Source organism: Ktedonobacter sp. SOSP1-52 (assembly GCF_016587395.1).
On record NZ_BNJH01000004.1, the window covers coordinates 960261 to 975106 of the forward strand.

At 48.8% G+C, this 14846-nt stretch carries 20 protein-coding genes and 4 tRNA genes; 9 read left to right on the plus strand and 15 right to left on the minus strand.

The features are described 5' to 3' along the window. Positions 1 to 293: 293 nt before the first annotated feature. The 3 genes from JMJ16_RS39275 (at position 294) to JMJ16_RS39285 (ending at position 634) form a co-directional block, all read left to right on the plus strand. A tRNA-Met gene (locus JMJ16_RS39275) sits at positions 294 to 369 on the plus strand. 24 nt (positions 370 to 393) lie between these two features. Beyond that, positions 394 to 469 (plus strand) — tRNA-Met (locus tag JMJ16_RS39280). A gap of 92 nt (positions 470 to 561) precedes the next feature. Beyond that, positions 562 to 634, plus strand: a tRNA-Met gene (locus tag JMJ16_RS39285). Positions 635 to 1238: 604 nt separating this feature from the next. Here the strand turns inward: JMJ16_RS39285 and JMJ16_RS39290 are convergent. Continuing rightward, positions 1239 to 1703: a hypothetical protein gene (locus JMJ16_RS39290; protein WP_201390348.1), complete on the minus strand. Its 465-nt coding sequence runs from the start codon at positions 1701 to 1703 to the stop codon at positions 1239 to 1241. A gap of 211 nt (positions 1704 to 1914) precedes the next feature. Between JMJ16_RS39290 and JMJ16_RS39295 the strand changes: the two genes are divergently transcribed. Beyond that, a complete protein-coding gene (locus JMJ16_RS39295) occupies positions 1915 to 2166 on the plus strand; it encodes a hypothetical protein (protein WP_201390350.1) in 252 nt (83 codons plus the stop codon). A gap of 811 nt (positions 2167 to 2977) precedes the next feature. On the opposite strand, the gene JMJ16_RS39300 is transcribed toward JMJ16_RS39295, so the two are convergent. From JMJ16_RS39300 to JMJ16_RS39310, 3 genes are all read right to left on the minus strand, one after another. Next, the gene (locus JMJ16_RS39300; protein WP_201390352.1) at positions 2978 to 3313 is read right to left on the minus strand and encodes an endonuclease domain-containing protein; all 336 of its coding nucleotides are present in this window, start codon (positions 3311 to 3313) and stop codon (positions 2978 to 2980) included. Positions 3314 to 3594: 281 nt separating this feature from the next. Further along, on the minus strand, positions 3595 to 4809 hold the full coding sequence (locus JMJ16_RS39305) for an IS256 family transposase (protein WP_201381603.1): 1215 nt from the start codon (positions 4807 to 4809) through the stop codon (positions 3595 to 3597). A gap of 259 nt (positions 4810 to 5068) precedes the next feature. Continuing rightward, positions 5069 to 6250: a hypothetical protein gene (locus JMJ16_RS39310; protein ID WP_201390354.1), complete on the minus strand. Its 1182-nt coding sequence runs from the start codon at positions 6248 to 6250 to the stop codon at positions 5069 to 5071. 30 nt (positions 6251 to 6280) lie between these two features. Here JMJ16_RS39310 and JMJ16_RS55000 point away from each other — a divergent pair, with 30 nt between their 5' ends. After that, complete coding sequence (locus tag JMJ16_RS55000) at positions 6281 to 6742, plus strand: helix-turn-helix domain-containing protein (RefSeq protein ID WP_236601896.1); 462 nt, start codon at positions 6281 to 6283, stop codon at positions 6740 to 6742. Next, a complete protein-coding gene (locus JMJ16_RS55005) occupies positions 6631 to 7263 on the plus strand; it encodes an IS630 family transposase (protein ID WP_236601897.1) in 633 nt (210 codons plus the stop codon). The genes JMJ16_RS55000 and JMJ16_RS55005 overlap by 112 nt, the downstream gene beginning before the upstream one ends. A 381-nt stretch (positions 7264 to 7644) precedes the next feature. On the opposite strand, the gene JMJ16_RS39320 is transcribed toward JMJ16_RS55005, so the two are convergent. The 5 genes from JMJ16_RS39320 to JMJ16_RS39340 all read right to left on the minus strand — a co-directional run bounded on the left by JMJ16_RS39320 (position 7645) and on the right by JMJ16_RS39340 (position 9801). Further along, the gene (locus JMJ16_RS39320) at positions 7645 to 7860 is read right to left on the minus strand and encodes a hypothetical protein (RefSeq protein ID WP_201390355.1); all 216 of its coding nucleotides are present in this window, start codon (positions 7858 to 7860) and stop codon (positions 7645 to 7647) included. 83 nt (positions 7861 to 7943) lie between these two features. Next, the gene (locus JMJ16_RS39325; protein ID WP_201390357.1) at positions 7944 to 8123 is read right to left on the minus strand and encodes a hypothetical protein; all 180 of its coding nucleotides are present in this window, start codon (positions 8121 to 8123) and stop codon (positions 7944 to 7946) included. 452 nt (positions 8124 to 8575) lie between these two features. Then, positions 8576 to 8977, minus strand: a complete 402-nt coding sequence (locus JMJ16_RS39330; protein ID WP_201390359.1) for a hypothetical protein — start codon at positions 8975 to 8977, stop codon at positions 8576 to 8578. Positions 8978 to 8983: 6 nt separating this feature from the next. Next, positions 8984 to 9364: a hypothetical protein gene (locus JMJ16_RS39335; protein WP_201390361.1), complete on the minus strand. Its 381-nt coding sequence runs from the start codon at positions 9362 to 9364 to the stop codon at positions 8984 to 8986. Between the two features lie 215 nt (positions 9365 to 9579). Further along, entirely contained in the window at positions 9580 to 9801 is a 222-nt protein-coding gene (locus JMJ16_RS39340; protein WP_201390363.1) for a hypothetical protein, read from the minus strand. 144 nt (positions 9802 to 9945) lie between these two features. Between JMJ16_RS39340 and JMJ16_RS39345 the strand changes: the two genes are divergently transcribed. Further along, complete coding sequence (locus JMJ16_RS39345) at positions 9946 to 10176, plus strand: helix-turn-helix transcriptional regulator (RefSeq protein ID WP_201390365.1); 231 nt, start codon at positions 9946 to 9948, stop codon at positions 10174 to 10176. A 105-nt stretch (positions 10177 to 10281) separates the two neighbouring features. Further along, positions 10282 to 10968, plus strand: coding sequence for a hypothetical protein (locus JMJ16_RS39350; protein WP_201390367.1), 687 nt, complete (start codon positions 10282 to 10284; stop codon positions 10966 to 10968). Positions 10969 to 11091: 123 nt separating this feature from the next. Here JMJ16_RS39350 and JMJ16_RS39355 read toward each other — a convergent pair whose 3' ends face one another. The 4 genes from JMJ16_RS39355 to JMJ16_RS39370 form a co-directional block, all read right to left on the minus strand. After that, positions 11092 to 11331 (minus strand): hypothetical protein, encoded by a 240-nt coding sequence (locus JMJ16_RS39355; RefSeq protein ID WP_201390369.1) that lies wholly within the window; start codon positions 11329 to 11331, stop codon positions 11092 to 11094. Positions 11332 to 11396: 65 nt separating this feature from the next. Further along, positions 11397 to 12332 (minus strand): tyrosine-type recombinase/integrase, encoded by a 936-nt coding sequence (locus JMJ16_RS39360; protein WP_201390371.1) that lies wholly within the window; start codon positions 12330 to 12332, stop codon positions 11397 to 11399. 313 nt (positions 12333 to 12645) lie between these two features. Then, a complete protein-coding gene (locus tag JMJ16_RS39365; protein ID WP_201390373.1) occupies positions 12646 to 12960 on the minus strand; it encodes a hypothetical protein in 315 nt (104 codons plus the stop codon). 169 nt (positions 12961 to 13129) lie between these two features. Beyond that, positions 13130 to 13202 (minus strand) — tRNA-Ile (locus tag JMJ16_RS39370). Positions 13203 to 13497: 295 nt separating this feature from the next. Between JMJ16_RS39370 and JMJ16_RS39375 the strand changes: the two genes are divergently transcribed. Further along, positions 13498 to 14136: a TMEM175 family protein gene (locus tag JMJ16_RS39375; protein ID WP_201390374.1), complete on the plus strand. Its 639-nt coding sequence runs from the start codon at positions 13498 to 13500 to the stop codon at positions 14134 to 14136. Positions 14137 to 14195: 59 nt separating this feature from the next. Here JMJ16_RS39375 and JMJ16_RS39380 read toward each other — a convergent pair whose 3' ends face one another. Then, positions 14196 to 14411 carry a heavy-metal-associated domain-containing protein gene (locus JMJ16_RS39380; protein WP_201390375.1) on the minus strand — a complete coding sequence of 72 codons (216 nt, stop codon included), beginning with the start codon at positions 14409 to 14411 and terminating at the stop codon, positions 14196 to 14198. 38 nt (positions 14412 to 14449) lie between these two features. Further along, the gene (locus JMJ16_RS39385; RefSeq protein ID WP_201370059.1) at positions 14450 to 14716 is read right to left on the minus strand and encodes a metal-sensitive transcriptional regulator; all 267 of its coding nucleotides are present in this window, start codon (positions 14714 to 14716) and stop codon (positions 14450 to 14452) included. Positions 14717 to 14846: the final 130 nt, after the last annotated feature.

Sequence of the window (14846 nt, forward strand, 5' to 3'; positions counted from 1 at the left end):
ATCTCTAAGAATTACCTGCCTCTCGAAAACCTGAGCGCGCTTGTCCCCGAATGGGGGGAGCGCTAGCCACGAGAATGGCACTGGTTTTCGTCTAAGAATCATCTTAAGAATATAGAGCAATCTGGTGATGTGCATATTGTATTCCCTAAGAGCTTGCCTGTCCATAACATTTTGGGCTATAATAGTCCAGTGCAATTGAGTTCCTTATCGGCAAGCATCATGATGGCCTACACAAACAAGAAAATCTAGATACTTGACAGGAAACAAAGATTGTAGTATTATGTAAACACCGACGCGGGGTGGAGCAGTGGTTAGCTCGTTGGGCTCATAACCCAAAGGTCGGAGGTTCGAGTCCTCCCCCCGCTACCAGGTCGCAAGACCTTAATAAATTGACGCGGGATAGAGCAGTGGTTAGCTCGTCGGGCTCATAACCCGGAGGTCGCAGGTTCAAATCCTGCTCCCGCTACCAAAGAAAGTTCACTGCACATGTGCAGTGAACTTTCGTAAATCGTCCAATACGCCCGCTTGACAGCATATGGTAATATGATGGACGAAACATATGGCGGCTTAGCTCAGGTGGTAGAGCAAGGGACTCATAAGCCCTGTGTCACTGGTTCGAGTCCAGTAGCCGCTACTCAGTTGCCCTCGATACGCTTCAGAAGCCAATCGGGGGCTTTTTCTATGCCCGGCTTTTCTACGCGAATCTGATGTCAAATATTGCAGGTCCCTTTGTCGGTTATGCGGTTTCCCTTTGTCAGTTACAGCTTTCTTCACATAGGGACATAGGAGCTAAACGCCGCCAAAGCTTTCGTCCATGCCCACATACTATCTTTGGTTCCCTATGTGACTTCTGCTTGTATTCTACATGGGAATGACACAAAAGAAAAGGGGCAGCCCCACCGATGGGAACGCCCGCCCCGATTTGATGAGATTAGACTGTCCGCAGGTACATTCGAGGCACTCATACTCATTGCCTGTGTATGTTCCCCCATAGTACTCTACCTCGTCCTTTGTCACGGGCACGCGGTGAACACGTAGCAGACACAGCCGAAGAAGAAACACTACGTTGCTTTGCTAGAAGAGGCAGGAGAGGGCGATTGACACGAAGCGTGGTGGTTGGGGGTGGTTGCTCAGTGTGGTATTCTGTCTGCTGGGCGAGGGATGAGTGTCTGTGGTGTTTGACTCCTTAGCATTCATTGGAGAGGGCTAGCGTGGTTGCCAACCCTCTCACCTTTCCCCTACTTCATCAGACTAAAGGGGCGTGCCTGGTAGCGTTTAAAATCGTGTTGTATCTCCTCCTCAGTCCAAGCGTAGGGCTTTGCATTCATCACCCGGTTATAGGTTTCTTCATCCACCTCCTTCCCGTCTACGATCAAGAGATGCTCCCGTTGTTTTGCCTGCGCTTGTGCCTGTGCTTTCATGTTCGCTTTGTAGACACGAGCTGCCGCGATAGACCAGCGTACATGCTTGCAGGAGAGGCTGCTACAATGAATGAAGCCTTCTTGACCAGCGGGACAGGTGCAAGTGAAATATCCTTTGCCAGGGCGCTTAGGATCTTTGTGGTACTGCACTTTGTAGGTGGTAAGTTCATCAGACTCACTCAGAACCATATAGAACGGCTCTCCTGTCTGCATATCAATCACACGGGTACAGCGGTCGATCTGCTCTTCGGTAACGGTGGTAAAGTTGGTTGTGGCTGCCATTGTGGTGTTACTCCTTTGTTTTATTGGGGTGTACCCCTTCGATGTGCTAATAATACTATGTAGGGTTATTGATGTCAATAGCTTTTCAGGCCGATTTATCCTGCTTCCTAAAAACTCGTTATAGTGTTATAATCAGTGTTAAAAAGTGCGCAATAGCGTGTGATTGTGTTGTATTGAATACACTGGAACGATTAAAGAGAGGCGAATGACGATGGCTGATAAGATAGACCTTGATCAGTACTACACAGCGAAGGAAGCGGCTGAGGTGCTGAGTAGGAACAGTGGGAAGGCGATTGGCCCTGATTATGTGCGTACACTGGCGAAGTATGGCAAGCTGACTCCTAAGAAGATCAACACGCGCCTGAGCCTCTATCCTAAAGCTCAGGTCGATGCCTATGTAGTGGAAGATCGTGGGGAGAAGTCAGGGCGTGCTAGCCAGGCCAGAGCAGAGCAGAGGAAGTGAAGTAGCCGAAGATATAAACCACATGAGAATAGGGCGGCGATAGAACTGATTGGAGGGAGCTATCTTAACTTTGAGGAGGTCCTTGCTTCGGTGCGCGGCTTCTGGGGGGGAGCATTGCGGCAGTTGCCTCACAAAATAATCCCTCTAATCAATTTGTGTGTCGGTGTGTTTGTGCAGTTTCTTAAATGAACCAACGAAACAAAAAGAAAGGCCAGCCGGAGATGGCTGACCTTTCCCGATCTTTTCAATCATGCGTTGGTTGGAGGTTCTTGCTGTAGAGTCAAACGCTCGGTAAGCCTCCTCACACCTGTCTCTACTCCACAATACCCTCCTACCATCCAAACAACCTGCGTAAACAATGGCGAATCAATCTTGTAGAGAGAAAGCACAAAGGATAACGCAACTACAATGAGTATCAGCATTGGCTTATGTATTTGCATTATTAACTTTATTGCATCTTCTTGAGATTGAGACTTCCGCTTGCTTGTGCGAGTTCTCTTTGCTATCTGAACCGCAGATTGACTAATCAGTGGTTGCGACTCAGAACACGTCTTCGACCTCGTGTTCTTATCACTTTTCCCCTCAGAAAACATGTTTTTCAACAACTTTCCCAAGGAGTTCCAATTTGAAACAGGTATATATATTAACACATCCAAATACGCGATGCACCAAGTAAGCAGCTAAAGCAGCGTTTCCCCTTTCCCCGTTTTATCCCACCCCAAACTAGCCAGGAGAATCCACACATGACACTGAATAAAAAATTCGGCGGCTGAATAAAAAATTCGGGCATCCACGCCTTTACTTGGTGATGCTAATATAATTGCCGTTCTATTGTGTTTCTGGCGCGGTAGATAGTGCGTACGGGGTCTCTATAGACTTGGCTTCCTGTAAATCGGATGACTATCCAGCCCCACTGCTCTAGCTGATCCTGGCGGTGCTTGTCTCGTGCTACCTGCTCAGGATTAGAGTGATAGGCTTTCCCATCAATCTCAATTACCACGTGGCTTTCAGGATGCGCAAAATCTGCATAGTAGGGGCCTATCTGATATTGCCGGATAAGCTGGTAGGGGATGTTATGTTTCTGCCAGAAGCCGAAGAAGCGGTCTTCAATGTAAGAGGTTTTGGGTACAAACGGGGTGTAGGACATGAAGAGGATATCCTTTCACGAATGGGATCAGGAGGATTTGTAGAAGGGGTAGGGGTGAGCCTGAATAGGCCGAGGACATGGAGAACGTGAATCTACAGCGGCCTGATGTGAGGTTATGCGGAAGGAGGCGCGGCTTGGTGAGGTTGGAGTGATGTTACTGTTATATCATTTCTTCGGCTTGGGGAGCGGCCTGAGTGGGGATGGTGGAGTTGTGAGGATGTGATGTTGATGATTGATTTGATTAAGATCTAGGGTCTGTCAAGTATTTTGTGGACTTTCAGCTAATTGGTAGGAAAACGATCAGCGAATTCGATGGCAAAGCGGTTGAGGGCGGCTTTCCAATCACGCAGCGGCATGGTCCATTTCTTGGAGACGGTTTGGACAGCCAGGTACATGATCTTGAACACGGACTCATCCGAAGGGAAAATACGGCGATTGCGCGTCATTTTGCGCAGGGTCATATTGAGTGATTCAATGGCATTGGTCGTGTAGATGATCTTGCGAATGTCTTCGGGAAAGGCAAAGAGCGGGATCACGTTGGTCCAGTGTGCTCTCCAAGAGGCACTGATGGTAGGATACTGCTGATCCCATTTCTCAGCGAAGAGTTCCAGGTTGAACTCAGCTTCCATTTGGGTACTCGCCGTGTAGATCGCCCGCAGGTCAGCGGCTACCTCTCGGCTGTGCTTGTAGGCAACAAAACGCAAGGAATTGCGCACCAAATGGACCATGCACAGTTGCACCTGGGTACGAGGAAAGACCGTTTCGATGGCCTCTGGCAGACCGGTGAGGCCATCAACACAGGCAATGAAGATATCTTTGAGCCCTCGATTGTGCAGTTCTGTAAACACGGAGAGCCAGAATTTGGCGCCCTCTGTCTGTGAGATCCACATCCCCAAAAGGTCTTTCTGTCCTTGCATCGTGATGCCGAGCACCAGATACAAGGCTTTGTTGATCACCCGTTGGCTCTCACGGACCTTGACGACCAGACAATCGACGTAGACGATGGGATAGAGAGCATCAAGAGGACGGGTTTGCCATTGATGCACCTCATCGATGACGGCATCGGTCACATTGGCGATCAAGGTGGGTGAGACCTCCACTCCATACATCTCCTGCAATTGGGCCTGAATATCACGGGTGGTTTGTCCGTGAGCATAGAGGGTGAGGATCTTCTGCTCGAGACCTTCCAAACGGCTCTGATGCTTTCTCACGAGCTGGGGTTCAAAGCTGCCTTCTCGGTCACGAGGAACACTGATCTCAACAGGTCCTTGCTCGCTTTGGAGCAGTTTCCGGCTTTTCCCGTTGCGAGCATTGCTGCTTCCTTCGGCTTTGGGAGCGTATTTGGCATAGCCCAGATGCTGCTCAAGTTCCGTCTCCAAGCAGCGCTCAATGACGGCTTTGGTCAGTTGCTTGAGGAGACCACCTTCGGCGAGAATATCCTTGGGGTCAGCGTAATCCTTGAGAAGTTCGTCAAGTATCTCTTTGCGTATGGTCATGGGATGATTCCTTTCTGCTGCTACTGCTCTCTCTATTCAGTATGACCTCTACACAAAATACTTTACAGTACCAAGATCTAATCTGTCTAGTCTTCATCATCTAGTCATCTTCACAGCTTCACGCCACCGCTCAACCCGCTCCCCGGCCGAAGAAATGGTGAAGGTGTAAAGTAAAAGGAACTCTACACCATCACTGCCGCAGCATCTTAGCTTCACCGGTTGACAAAGAGCCTAGAAGGCGTGGTTGGTGGGTGAATGCCTATTTGAGGAAGTTGGTGCCAATGTATGCTCCAACGATGCGCATAATTTCCGCTTGGTTGAGTTCATATCTATCCCCACTTCTGGTATGTTTGGCATTTTGCGGGATCAAATGGAGCCGTTTCAATTCACTGATTAGCATTCTGTCACTACGTATCCATCTTTTGAGTTTAGTGGTGGTGATGGCTGCGTCTGTGTCTTCGGCCCATTGGGCTCGCTCTTCGGCATCGTTACCGCCAAAGCTAGTGCCAGAAGGCGAGACAAACATGTCATACAGTTCACCGCGAGATAGGAACTGATCACCGCTTTGGACAACCCTGGCGGCAAACTTGAATAGGAGTGCATCATACACGTTCTCTGCGTCTTCCTGCTGCTCTTCAAGGCTTTCTTCCGCAAGTTGACGTATGTCGTTGAATACTTCCTGCGACACTAGCCCGGCGATAGTAGCCAAGGGTAACCACTTTTCGAAGGTTCGGCCAGGAAGTCCGCTCCACTCTCTCTTAAGGTAATCCCGCGTGTTTGCAACTTCTTTCCACTTGAGCATTAGCAGGCTATAGAGCTTGTCTCGCAAAGGTCCCCACACTGTTTCGTCTTCTAGTGATCGGCGCAGCTTTGTCTCATCGGCTCCCATCTGTTTCATGAGGTCCAGGCGGATACATCGACTACGAAGTGGTTGGGACTTGAATTGCTTTGTAGAGAGCAATACTCGTGGATTGAATATCCTATAGCTTATTGGAGTAAATGATTTATTGGACCTGCCTTCAGAGACTTCTACTGTTGCCTCTGCTTTACTGCATCCTGATTGAAGCTGTCTAGCAAAAGCATCACCCGAGCCGAGCTGTGCTAGATGGTCAGTTTCCGCAATGATCTGAGTGTATCTAGCTTCGTTCGCTCTACGGAAAATTGTTGAAGGTGTTGCGCTACCGTCCATCTTTCCGTTAAAGGCGACTTTGGCGAGTGCGCTTCCTGCTCTACTCTTTCCGCTTTCGGCTGGCCCACGCAAATGGAGAATGGGCAAGAAGTCAAAGAGTGGATGAAAGTATGTCATCATCGCATGAAGTGTCAGTACCACGAGATACCGTTGATCGCTGACTACCAGCCGCTCGTCATAGGCTTGATAAATGGCTTCGTATGTTTCTCTCCATGTTGGAGCCTCTAATTTGTCATCTAGAGCGTTACGCATAAGTTTTGAGCTAAAGAGTAGGCTAGAGAGATGAAAGCCTATTCAACAGACCTACGAGCACGCGTGGTGCGTGCCGCCGAAGAAGGCCGCCCACGCGAAGAAATCGTCCAGCTCTTCGGGGTATCTCGCGCAACCATCAAACGCTATGCGAAACAACATCGAGAAACTGGGAATCTGGCCCCCAAACCCATTCCTGGTCGCCCGGCAACCAAAGGAGATGCCTTACGATCAGACGTGTGGAGCCAGCTAGAAGCCAATCGAGAGGCGACGCTGGAAGAACACTGCCACATCTGGCAAGTCACGCATGGGCAACAGGTCAGTGCAGCAACGATGGGCCGTGCCATCAAGAACCTGGGCTGGACGCGAAAAAAAAGACGCTGGTGGCCGCCGAGCGGGACGAGGAGGCGCGAGCCGCTTGGCGAGTCCAAGCCGGACAGCAACAGCGGGAGGATTGGATTTTCGTCGATGAATGTGGAACGCACATTGCCCTGACTCCTTTGTATGCCCGCTCACCTCGAGGGACACGAGCTTACGGCAACGTTCCTCGCAATTATGGAGCAAATATCACCTTGATCGCCTCGCTTTGCGTGACTGGGATGGGTGAGGCGTTGCTTCTAGACGGTGCAGCGGATGCTTGCGCTTTCGAGGTGTACATCGAGCAGGTCCTGGCTCCTAGCTTAAAGCCAGGGCAAACCGTGGTCATGGACAATTTGAGTACGCATCGAGGCCCACGTGTTCGTCAGGCCATTGAGGCCCAAGGATGCCATCTCTTGTACCTACCATCCTATTCACCTGATCTCTCGCCGATTGAGCAGGCATTCTCCAAGATGAAAACCTGTTTACGGCGCAAGGGAGCTCGGACACGGGAGGCGCTCCAACAGGCGATTGCCGAAGCCTTGGAGGCAGTCACTGCTCAGGATGCCCATGGTTGGTTTACTCACTGCGGCTATCTCGCCCGTGAGGAGAATGCCATCTTTACAGAAGCACAACAGTTCGAGGCTCAAGCCTTTTGATTACTGCTGTAAGAAGGTAGTAATGCCCTTATGACTCCATCTAGAACCGTACTCAAGATTTACGTCAGTATATGGCTCCAACCCGCGTTTTTTCTGCTCTAATGTCCACTCCTCATAATCGTAGACTTCTTGCTCGCTTGTAATGATAGCATTGAGTGATCGTCCTTTTTCGTCTCTGGCTCTTACGGTTACATATACTACGCCGTTCACTATATCAAGAGCAGGGTGCATCTGGATCAAACGGTCCTGTTCAGTGTAAAGCTTCAAAAGATTGGCCCTTTCCTTAAACCTGGAAAAGATAAGTCTCTCCCAGGCCGATTTCCAAAAAGACAGCGCACTCACCAAGAGATGAGTCGGCTTGAAAGATCGAAGTGCAGGTATTTACAGGCGTATGCGCCGTTGCATGTCATTTTGCATATGGTTGACATCTGCCATAATCTTGATGGAGAGGTCTACCGCGCAATTGGTATGCAGAGTAATTGAGCCTGTGTTTCCTACTCTATGAATTGCTGGGTAGCTGATAGGGCTTCCACAATAGAAGCAGTATTCTTGCAGGGTGCTATGGTAGGGGTGGTCAATGCTACGCAGATAGGCCATAGTGAGTCCTTTCTGTGACAAAGAAAAAGCAGGGCATGGGGTGCTCTGGCTTGATACTTTCTTTGGCTGATTGCTTATTCTTCTTATTGCTGACGTTTTCGGTAACCGTATGCTAGAAGTACTGTTTGTAGCACATCTGGGTCAATCAGGTGGTATCGCCCGGCTAGCTGGGTTGGAATGCGACCAAGCTTATAATGATGCCACACAGAATTGTATGGAATCCCAATAGCTCTGGCGGCATCCTTGAGTGGTAATAGGGGCACAGCAAAGCTCCTTTCAAATTTGGGGAATGAAATGTGAACGAGAACTTGGGGATTTGAATTACTATCTCTGTATCTATCATACTAAAAACAGGCCTTCCAAAAGACACATTTGAGACTAATTTTTTGTTCCTGTAAAACTCGTAAAGCGTGTCTTTTGTTGAGTGCAATGGCTATTTATAGGGAATTATCGGGTAATTAAGTAAGGATTCTTTAGCATTTATCATCGTTTTAGAGGGAATTTATTAGAAACCCTGAAAATTTTAAAGGTTGTAAATAAGCTCAAAATGGTTGTGGATAAGATAGGGAAAACCAGGGGAACGAACGGACACATGTGTTATTGTGTGTGAGCCGCAAGAGACACTGCACGTTAAATGTGGATAAATATGTGGACAGTTTGGGGATAAAGAAAAAGCCCCGCAGATCGCTCTACAGGGCTAGAACAAGCACTATTATCACAACACTATCCATTGTCGTATGTCTTGGTGGAAAATAGCTTTCATGCCGTGCTGCTCAAACCATTGGCATGCTCGCCTTATCCCAGCCTCTCTTGCCTTTCCTTTACTGGTAGGATTGTCGAGTCTCTTCAGTCGCTCCAGGGCTTCGTGTTCCTCCTGCGTTGGATGGCGTTGGTATGTAGCAGGGCATGGAAGTGTGCGAGCCAGGTCTGGAAACATTTCTGTGCAGTTGACGAAACGGTGGATAGGGAGATGTGGATGGAGCTGCACTCGGATTGCTACCTGCTCTCTTGCGTCGGCCTCGTCTCGTGCCCAAATCACAATCATCTTCCCAGCCTCGCCACTTTTCCTCTGTGTGCTTATATCGACGATCCAGGGCGTTAGTGGTGGCTCTCCCATCGTTTGCTATACCATCCCTTCTAAGAGTATCCATCTCCTCGGCTCGCTGGCCTGGGTGATGTGTATGCCGTGGTAGATAAACCATTCGTAGCACTCCTGAAACTCCTGCATAGTCTCTGCCTTGTTCAGTCGGTCAAGCGTCTTAATCGTATCTCGATACGTTGGTCCGATTCCTCGCGTCTCCATCTGCTCATCCAGTCTGGTCAGAATCGTGTCAATCGTCTCTGCTGTCTGTCGCTCATCCTGCGTTGGTGTAGTTTTGCCGCGAAGGAAGTGAAGGTATTGTTGGAGCACTGTGAGCATAAGTTGGATTTCGGTACTGGTTGCCTGGTACGTAAGAAGCTGATTGGAGGTGATTAGCCGAAGAGGTGGTGTGGTAATGCTCATGAGATTCCCTCACATTCACTTGTACGAGATCAACGGTATACCTGACGCCTACAAGGGGATAGAACGCTGCCAGCACTTGTTCTGCAAGCCTTCTGTCTACTGCTACACCGAGAGCTATAGCATAGATCTCTGCGGGTTTAACGCCAATAATGCGAGCGAGATGAGGCATAGTTACCCGGTGATAGTTGAGCAGTTGCACGAGGTTGGGTTTTCGCTTAAGCATTGTCCTGCACCGCCTTACTAAATATCGCGTTCGTAATATCCAATGCCTCTTGCTCTCCTACCAGTGGGGTAAGCTGCTCTTGGTACGTGTCCAGAGCTGCATATTTGCGAGCGATAATCTTGTGACGTGCGATTGAAGAGAGACCATAGAGGGCTTGCTGTATCCCCAGACACTCTAATTCAAACTCCTTGCGAAGACGTGCGACTTCACTCATTCATAGCTCCTTTTTGCTGGGTAGTAGTAATACATTACTAGTATCTAATTTTGACAATAATAATACTAGCATTACGTTAGGACTATTTTCAAGTGTAGTACTTTGTTACAATGCGGCCAAATTGAGCTAGACTGAGGAATAGACATGCGTCGTAGACGATTGAAAGTCAAAGAAGTAGCAGCAGAGAAAAAGATGAGTATGGGAAAACTGTCTCGCTCTTCTGATGTATCATATCGAACGATCAAATTGATTTACGATGACCCATACCGTGATGCTTCTCTTGATACATTAGATAAGATTGCCCATGCGCTAGAGGCGGAGATAGCAGACCTTATCGAGTATGTGGATGAGGATGAAGTAAGCAATGATGAGTAAGTTTTCTTCTCGCCCTCTTTAGCTTTGCTATTTTTGTATCTGGTTATAGGTTGCATTGCTCTCTGTGATTTTTTGCTTTGTGGTGTATAAGGAGAGATTCGAGCGATGTACGAAATTCTTCCTTCAGAACCCTTGGCGTCTTTATTGCGTACGTTCGAAAGTTGGGGTGGGGTTGTTGATTATGTTCTTAGTGGTTGGGATGCAAGTGTTTCTCTAGATCCCTATGAACTTCACAAAGAAGCCGCCATCTTTACTGCTACAACATTGGTAAATCGGCACAAGCAACATCTTACTGGCTATTTGTTAAAAACTCAGCAAGATATTTCCCAGTTAGAAGCGTTGTTAATCGAGGAGCGAAAAGGTCTTCAGATGAGGCCAGATGAAGCAAAGGGACAGCAGATATCGATAGCTGAGTTCTTTGCTCCAGATAAGCTGTGGGTGGTGCAGGATGGAGTACGGATTGATGTCAAACCGCTTCTTGGTTCTCTAGAAGAGTATAGAGATAAGCCTCTTGATTCGAGAAGTTATTGCCATGCTTTCAGTGATCCACCCTATACCCTAAGTTTGCATAGACGTATTCCTCAAGCAGAAATTGATGCGCTCTTTGCGGCCATTAATAAGCAGCTATTTGGAGAGAACCTCGACGGTATCGTAGTTTATCAATGGTCCACTGATTGGGTAGACTATCTGTGCTTTTACGAGGGGTATGATTGGTGGGGAAGCTACTTATGGACTGTGTACGATGCTAAGACGAAAATATTTGTAGGAATTACCGCTTCTGCAACCGATTAAATTTAGCTGAGGCAGTGGCAGAGGATTGACTAAGGGAGCAGGCCGAAGAGACTGCGTAGAAGCGAAAGAAAGGGCCTAAAGGGTTAAAATGCCCTCTAGGCTCTCTCTTATCCTTGTTATCTGTCAATCGCTCTCTATGATGTCCCCAGGCCACACGACAAGCGGGAAGTCATCTTGTTGATCTGACTCTACGAGGTAGCTTATTGGCGTCTGCCGCCCTCCTACGGTCCCAGCAGCACATACCCATAGGATGACCCCACTACACGTCTCTCCGGCCTCTATGAAGGTGATTTTCTCGCCTCGCCTGTGCTCGCTATAGGGCGCGGCTGGTCCGTACATTTCCTCTAGTTCTTTCTCATCCATGTATCCGCCTCCTTTCTTCCGCTGTCTCAGTATCATCGTCTAATCCCTTCTTCTCTGTCAATCGCCTATTTCAGGTTGTCTAGTACTGATAGCCCCTTCCTGGCGTCCCTCTGCTTCATCGACCTCACATACCGTTCTGTAGTGCTGACTGACGTATGGCCCATGAGACGACTGAGCTTATAGACATCGCCGCCGTTGAGAAGATAATTGACTGCAAAGGTGTGACGGAACTTGTGAGCGCCAGCGGAGACATCGAGCTTGGCCTGGTCACGGAGCCGGTAAAGGAGCTGATCGAGGCCGTTGATGGTCAGAGGTTCACGTCGCTGACTCATGAAGACCACATCCCCTTCTTCGGCTCCTTTGCGGTATTGCCGGATGTATTTCTGGACCTGGATGCGGGACTGTTTTCCTAGCCCTATCTCCCTCTCTTTCCTCCCCTTGCCCATAACGCGGATGTAGGCATCGTCGCGTGTGATGACGACGTTCTCAAGGGTGAGGGTGCACAACTCACTTGCACGTACCCCTGTGTCTAGGAGAAGCGAAAGAATAGCTATATTTCGATGAGGCATATCCGAGGCACTAGCCGCAGCGAAAAACGCCTTCAATTCGTCTCCTGTGAACGTTTCGATGACTTTCTGCTCGACCTTTGGCCTGGCAATTAGCTTGACGGTTCGTGCCTTGACGTGTTGTGAGTACTCCTCATCTTCGGCACACCATCCCAGAAACAGCTTGACGACTTTAATGTAGCCGTGGAGAGTATCAGAGGTGATTGGCTTCTTCGTGCGAGGGTTGATGCGCGTCTTGAGATAATCCAGGAAGGTGAGGACGGTTTTGGGTGTGATGTCTTCCAGTTCGATCTTCTGTTCCTTGCACCAGGCCGCGAACACCTTGAGTTTGTTATGGTACCAGATAAGCGTCTCGCCGGAGAGGCTGCTGTTGGAGACTTCGTAGACTTCGATGGCTTCTTCGATAGTGGTTTTGGTGACTGGTTTCTTCGGCATGTGTCGTCCCTTTCTTAGTTACGCCGAGAAACCGCATAAAACCGCTATACAGGCCGATTCGCGAGAGCAAGGGACTCATAAGCCCTGTGTCACTGGTTCGAGTCCAGTAGCCGCTACTCAGTTGCCCTCGACTAGCTCTTAGAGCAGGTCGGGGGTGTTTTTTATTTTTGGCTATTCTACTACATCGGCGGGGGCGCACCAGGGACATCTTCATCATGCTCCAATAGCTATCCTAAAGGGTATAGGGGACGTGGCTCCTAATAAAGAAAAAGAGCGACCTCTCTGACCTCAGAGAAGTCACCCAGGGCGGGAACTAGATGCTCAGGTCCCAGACGGTCTGGCCTGAGGAGAGAAGGCCGGCTTCAAATGCGAGCGTGAAGCTCTTCTGGCTGGCGGAAACCTGGTAGGTCAGAATATTTCTTTCAGGCCCAAAGCTGCTGTGTCTTTTGCTATCTAGCGTTTCCATTTCACAAGAGATTGACCATTCCATGGGGATAGCATTATGTATCAAAGCGGAATGTCGTTTTTCAACTTTTGTGGATAAATATGTGGATAAGTTGTGGATAAGTTTTTTGACTAATCTATTAGGAATGGCGTATTCTCGCACTTCATGCGTGATTTTCGCCACGCATACCAACCCCATGCCAACGTATATGCCAGCGTCAGCCCTACCAGGTCTGTTGCCAGGTCGCGCCAGTCGTCCCAGGCTAGCCACCTGTGCTTAAAAAGGACGCGCGAGCACTTCACGCGGCACTTGAGACAATGAAGGCGTGGGAAATGATAGATGAGCAAAGTAGTAGTGGCAATGGGATTCGAACCCATAACCCCCGTCTTATAAGGACGATGCTCTCACCATTGAGCTATGCCACTAGGAAGCGCAGAAACTGAATATATCGCTATGTTATATTCAGCTGCAAAGCTAATAGTATGTATTTTTTTCGATGTGTTGTGTTAAGAGAAATGGTGCTTTGTTACTGCTTTTATTAATTGACAAATTAACATTCATTTTGCGTTTTGTCAAGGTTATTTTCGGATTTTATTGGTTAAAGGAAATACAAAAATCTCTAATGGGTGGAATGGAATAAAAAGTAGAGAGTAGCCGCGCACGCCTGTAGCAGCTATACTGTGCTATATGGGGCGATGAATAAAGAGAGGTTGTATCTTTATGGATGAGAAGAAGGAAACATCGAGGGTCGAAGCCTTTAGCGATGGCGTGTTTGCTATCGCTATTACATTGCTAATTTTGGATGTAACGTCTGCGTTTAGTGACGCATCAAAGCTTCAGCTCTTTGACTTGCTTCGCCAGCAGTGGACGGTGCTGCTGGCCTTTTTGCTGAGTTTCGCCACCATCGGTATTATGTGGCTAAATCATCATAGATTATTCACGCTGATCGTGCGTGCCGATCATAACTTGCTTGTGCTCAATCTTCTTTTGCTGCTGGCCGCGACCGTGGTGCCCTTCCCCACAGCTTTACTGGGCCGATATGGCGTGGATGTAGCGAATAATGAGGCCAATTTTAAGCAGGCGACCATTCTGTATAATGGCGTATTTCTCTTTGTGGCGCTTGGCTATCATCTGCTCTGGCTCTATGCCACATATAAAGGACGCCTGCTGAGTCCAAATGTAAATATGGAGGCAGTCAGGCGTATTGATCGGCAGTACTTGCTGGGACCACTTTTTTACACCATTGCTTTTGCCCTGGCTTTCGTAAATCCCTGGATCAGCCTGGCGGTGAATACCCTACTGGCGATCTTTTTTCTACTGCCAGGGATCGCCCTTTCGACAAGCCAGAAGCCAGAATAAACGATGGTGGAGGGTGTGTCAGCCCATGAGCTGACCACACCCTCCACCATCGTTTATGCTTATTGTACGCCGGCGACGGTGTAGCCTGCATCGTCGAGGGCGGCCTCGATCTTCTCCATGGAGACCTGCTCGGGCTGGTAGCCAAAGGAGACGGTCTTCGTGGGGAGGCTGACGTTGACGTCTTCGACGCCATCCAGTCCGGTGAGGGCCTTGTTGATGGCATTGACGCAATGCTCGCAGCTCATATCAGGTACTGAAAGCGTGACTTCCTTCATGATATTCTCCTCTATCTTTAATGCGGAATAAGGTGGATTTATTTATTGCCGGCGACGTTGTAGAGTTGGAGCAGCTCATCGATAACCGCCTCTTCACGCCCCTCCTTGATGCCCTCCACAACGCATGATTCCAGGTGTCCGCTGAGAATTAATTGCTCAAGCTTCTCAATGGCCTTGCGGACAGCATGCGTCTGGCGCAGTACGTCAACACAGTATTTGTCCTCTTCGACCATCTTGCGAATACCCGCGACATGACCTTCAATGTAATTGAGTCGCTTCAGGACATCTTGCTTTTCGGCTTTCATTCCTTTTCTCCTGCTTCTTCATCTCAGCAACACGACTGGTCACCTTAGCCGCCGGCCTGCTTGATATGTTTTGTCTACACCCCATACCGGGGGGTATGGGGTGTATTATAACATGTGTTGTCGGCATCTA

Excerpts from the sequence above, each read along its gene's own strand:
- JMJ16_RS39290 (WP_201390348.1), bottom strand. The coding sequence starts at position 1,703 with ATGGCAGCCACAACCAACTTTACCACCGTTACCGAAGAGCAGATCGAC.
- JMJ16_RS39295 (WP_201390350.1), top strand. The coding sequence starts at position 1,915 with ATGGCTGATAAGATAGACCTTGATCAGTACTACACAGCGAAGGAAGCG.
- JMJ16_RS39300 (WP_201390352.1), bottom strand. The coding sequence starts at position 3,313 with ATGTCCTACACCCCGTTTGTACCCAAAACCTCTTACATTGAAGACCGC.
- JMJ16_RS39305 (WP_201381603.1), bottom strand. The coding sequence starts at position 4,809 with ATGACCATACGCAAAGAGATACTTGACGAACTTCTCAAGGATTACGCT.
- JMJ16_RS39310 (WP_201390354.1), bottom strand. The coding sequence starts at position 6,250 with ATGCGTAACGCTCTAGATGACAAATTAGAGGCTCCAACATGGAGAGAA.
- JMJ16_RS55000 (WP_236601896.1), top strand. The coding sequence starts at position 6,281 with ATGAAAGCCTATTCAACAGACCTACGAGCACGCGTGGTGCGTGCCGCC.
- JMJ16_RS39320 (WP_201390355.1), bottom strand. The coding sequence starts at position 7,860 with ATGGCCTATCTGCGTAGCATTGACCACCCCTACCATAGCACCCTGCAA.
- JMJ16_RS39330 (WP_201390359.1), bottom strand. The coding sequence starts at position 8,977 with ATGGGAGAGCCACCACTAACGCCCTGGATCGTCGATATAAGCACACAG.
- JMJ16_RS39335 (WP_201390361.1), bottom strand. The coding sequence starts at position 9,364 with ATGAGCATTACCACACCACCTCTTCGGCTAATCACCTCCAATCAGCTT.
- JMJ16_RS39340 (WP_201390363.1), bottom strand. The coding sequence starts at position 9,801 with ATGAGTGAAGTCGCACGTCTTCGCAAGGAGTTTGAATTAGAGTGTCTG.
- JMJ16_RS39345 (WP_201390365.1), top strand. The coding sequence starts at position 9,946 with ATGCGTCGTAGACGATTGAAAGTCAAAGAAGTAGCAGCAGAGAAAAAG.
- JMJ16_RS39350 (WP_201390367.1), top strand. The coding sequence starts at position 10,282 with ATGTACGAAATTCTTCCTTCAGAACCCTTGGCGTCTTTATTGCGTACG.
- JMJ16_RS39355 (WP_201390369.1), bottom strand. The coding sequence starts at position 11,331 with ATGGATGAGAAAGAACTAGAGGAAATGTACGGACCAGCCGCGCCCTAT.
- JMJ16_RS39360 (WP_201390371.1), bottom strand. The coding sequence starts at position 12,332 with ATGCCGAAGAAACCAGTCACCAAAACCACTATCGAAGAAGCCATCGAA.
- JMJ16_RS39375 (WP_201390374.1), top strand. The coding sequence starts at position 13,498 with ATGGATGAGAAGAAGGAAACATCGAGGGTCGAAGCCTTTAGCGATGGC.
- JMJ16_RS39380 (WP_201390375.1), bottom strand. The coding sequence starts at position 14,411 with ATGAAGGAAGTCACGCTTTCAGTACCTGATATGAGCTGCGAGCATTGC.
- JMJ16_RS39385 (WP_201370059.1), bottom strand. The coding sequence starts at position 14,716 with ATGAAAGCCGAAAAGCAAGATGTCCTGAAGCGACTCAATTACATTGAA.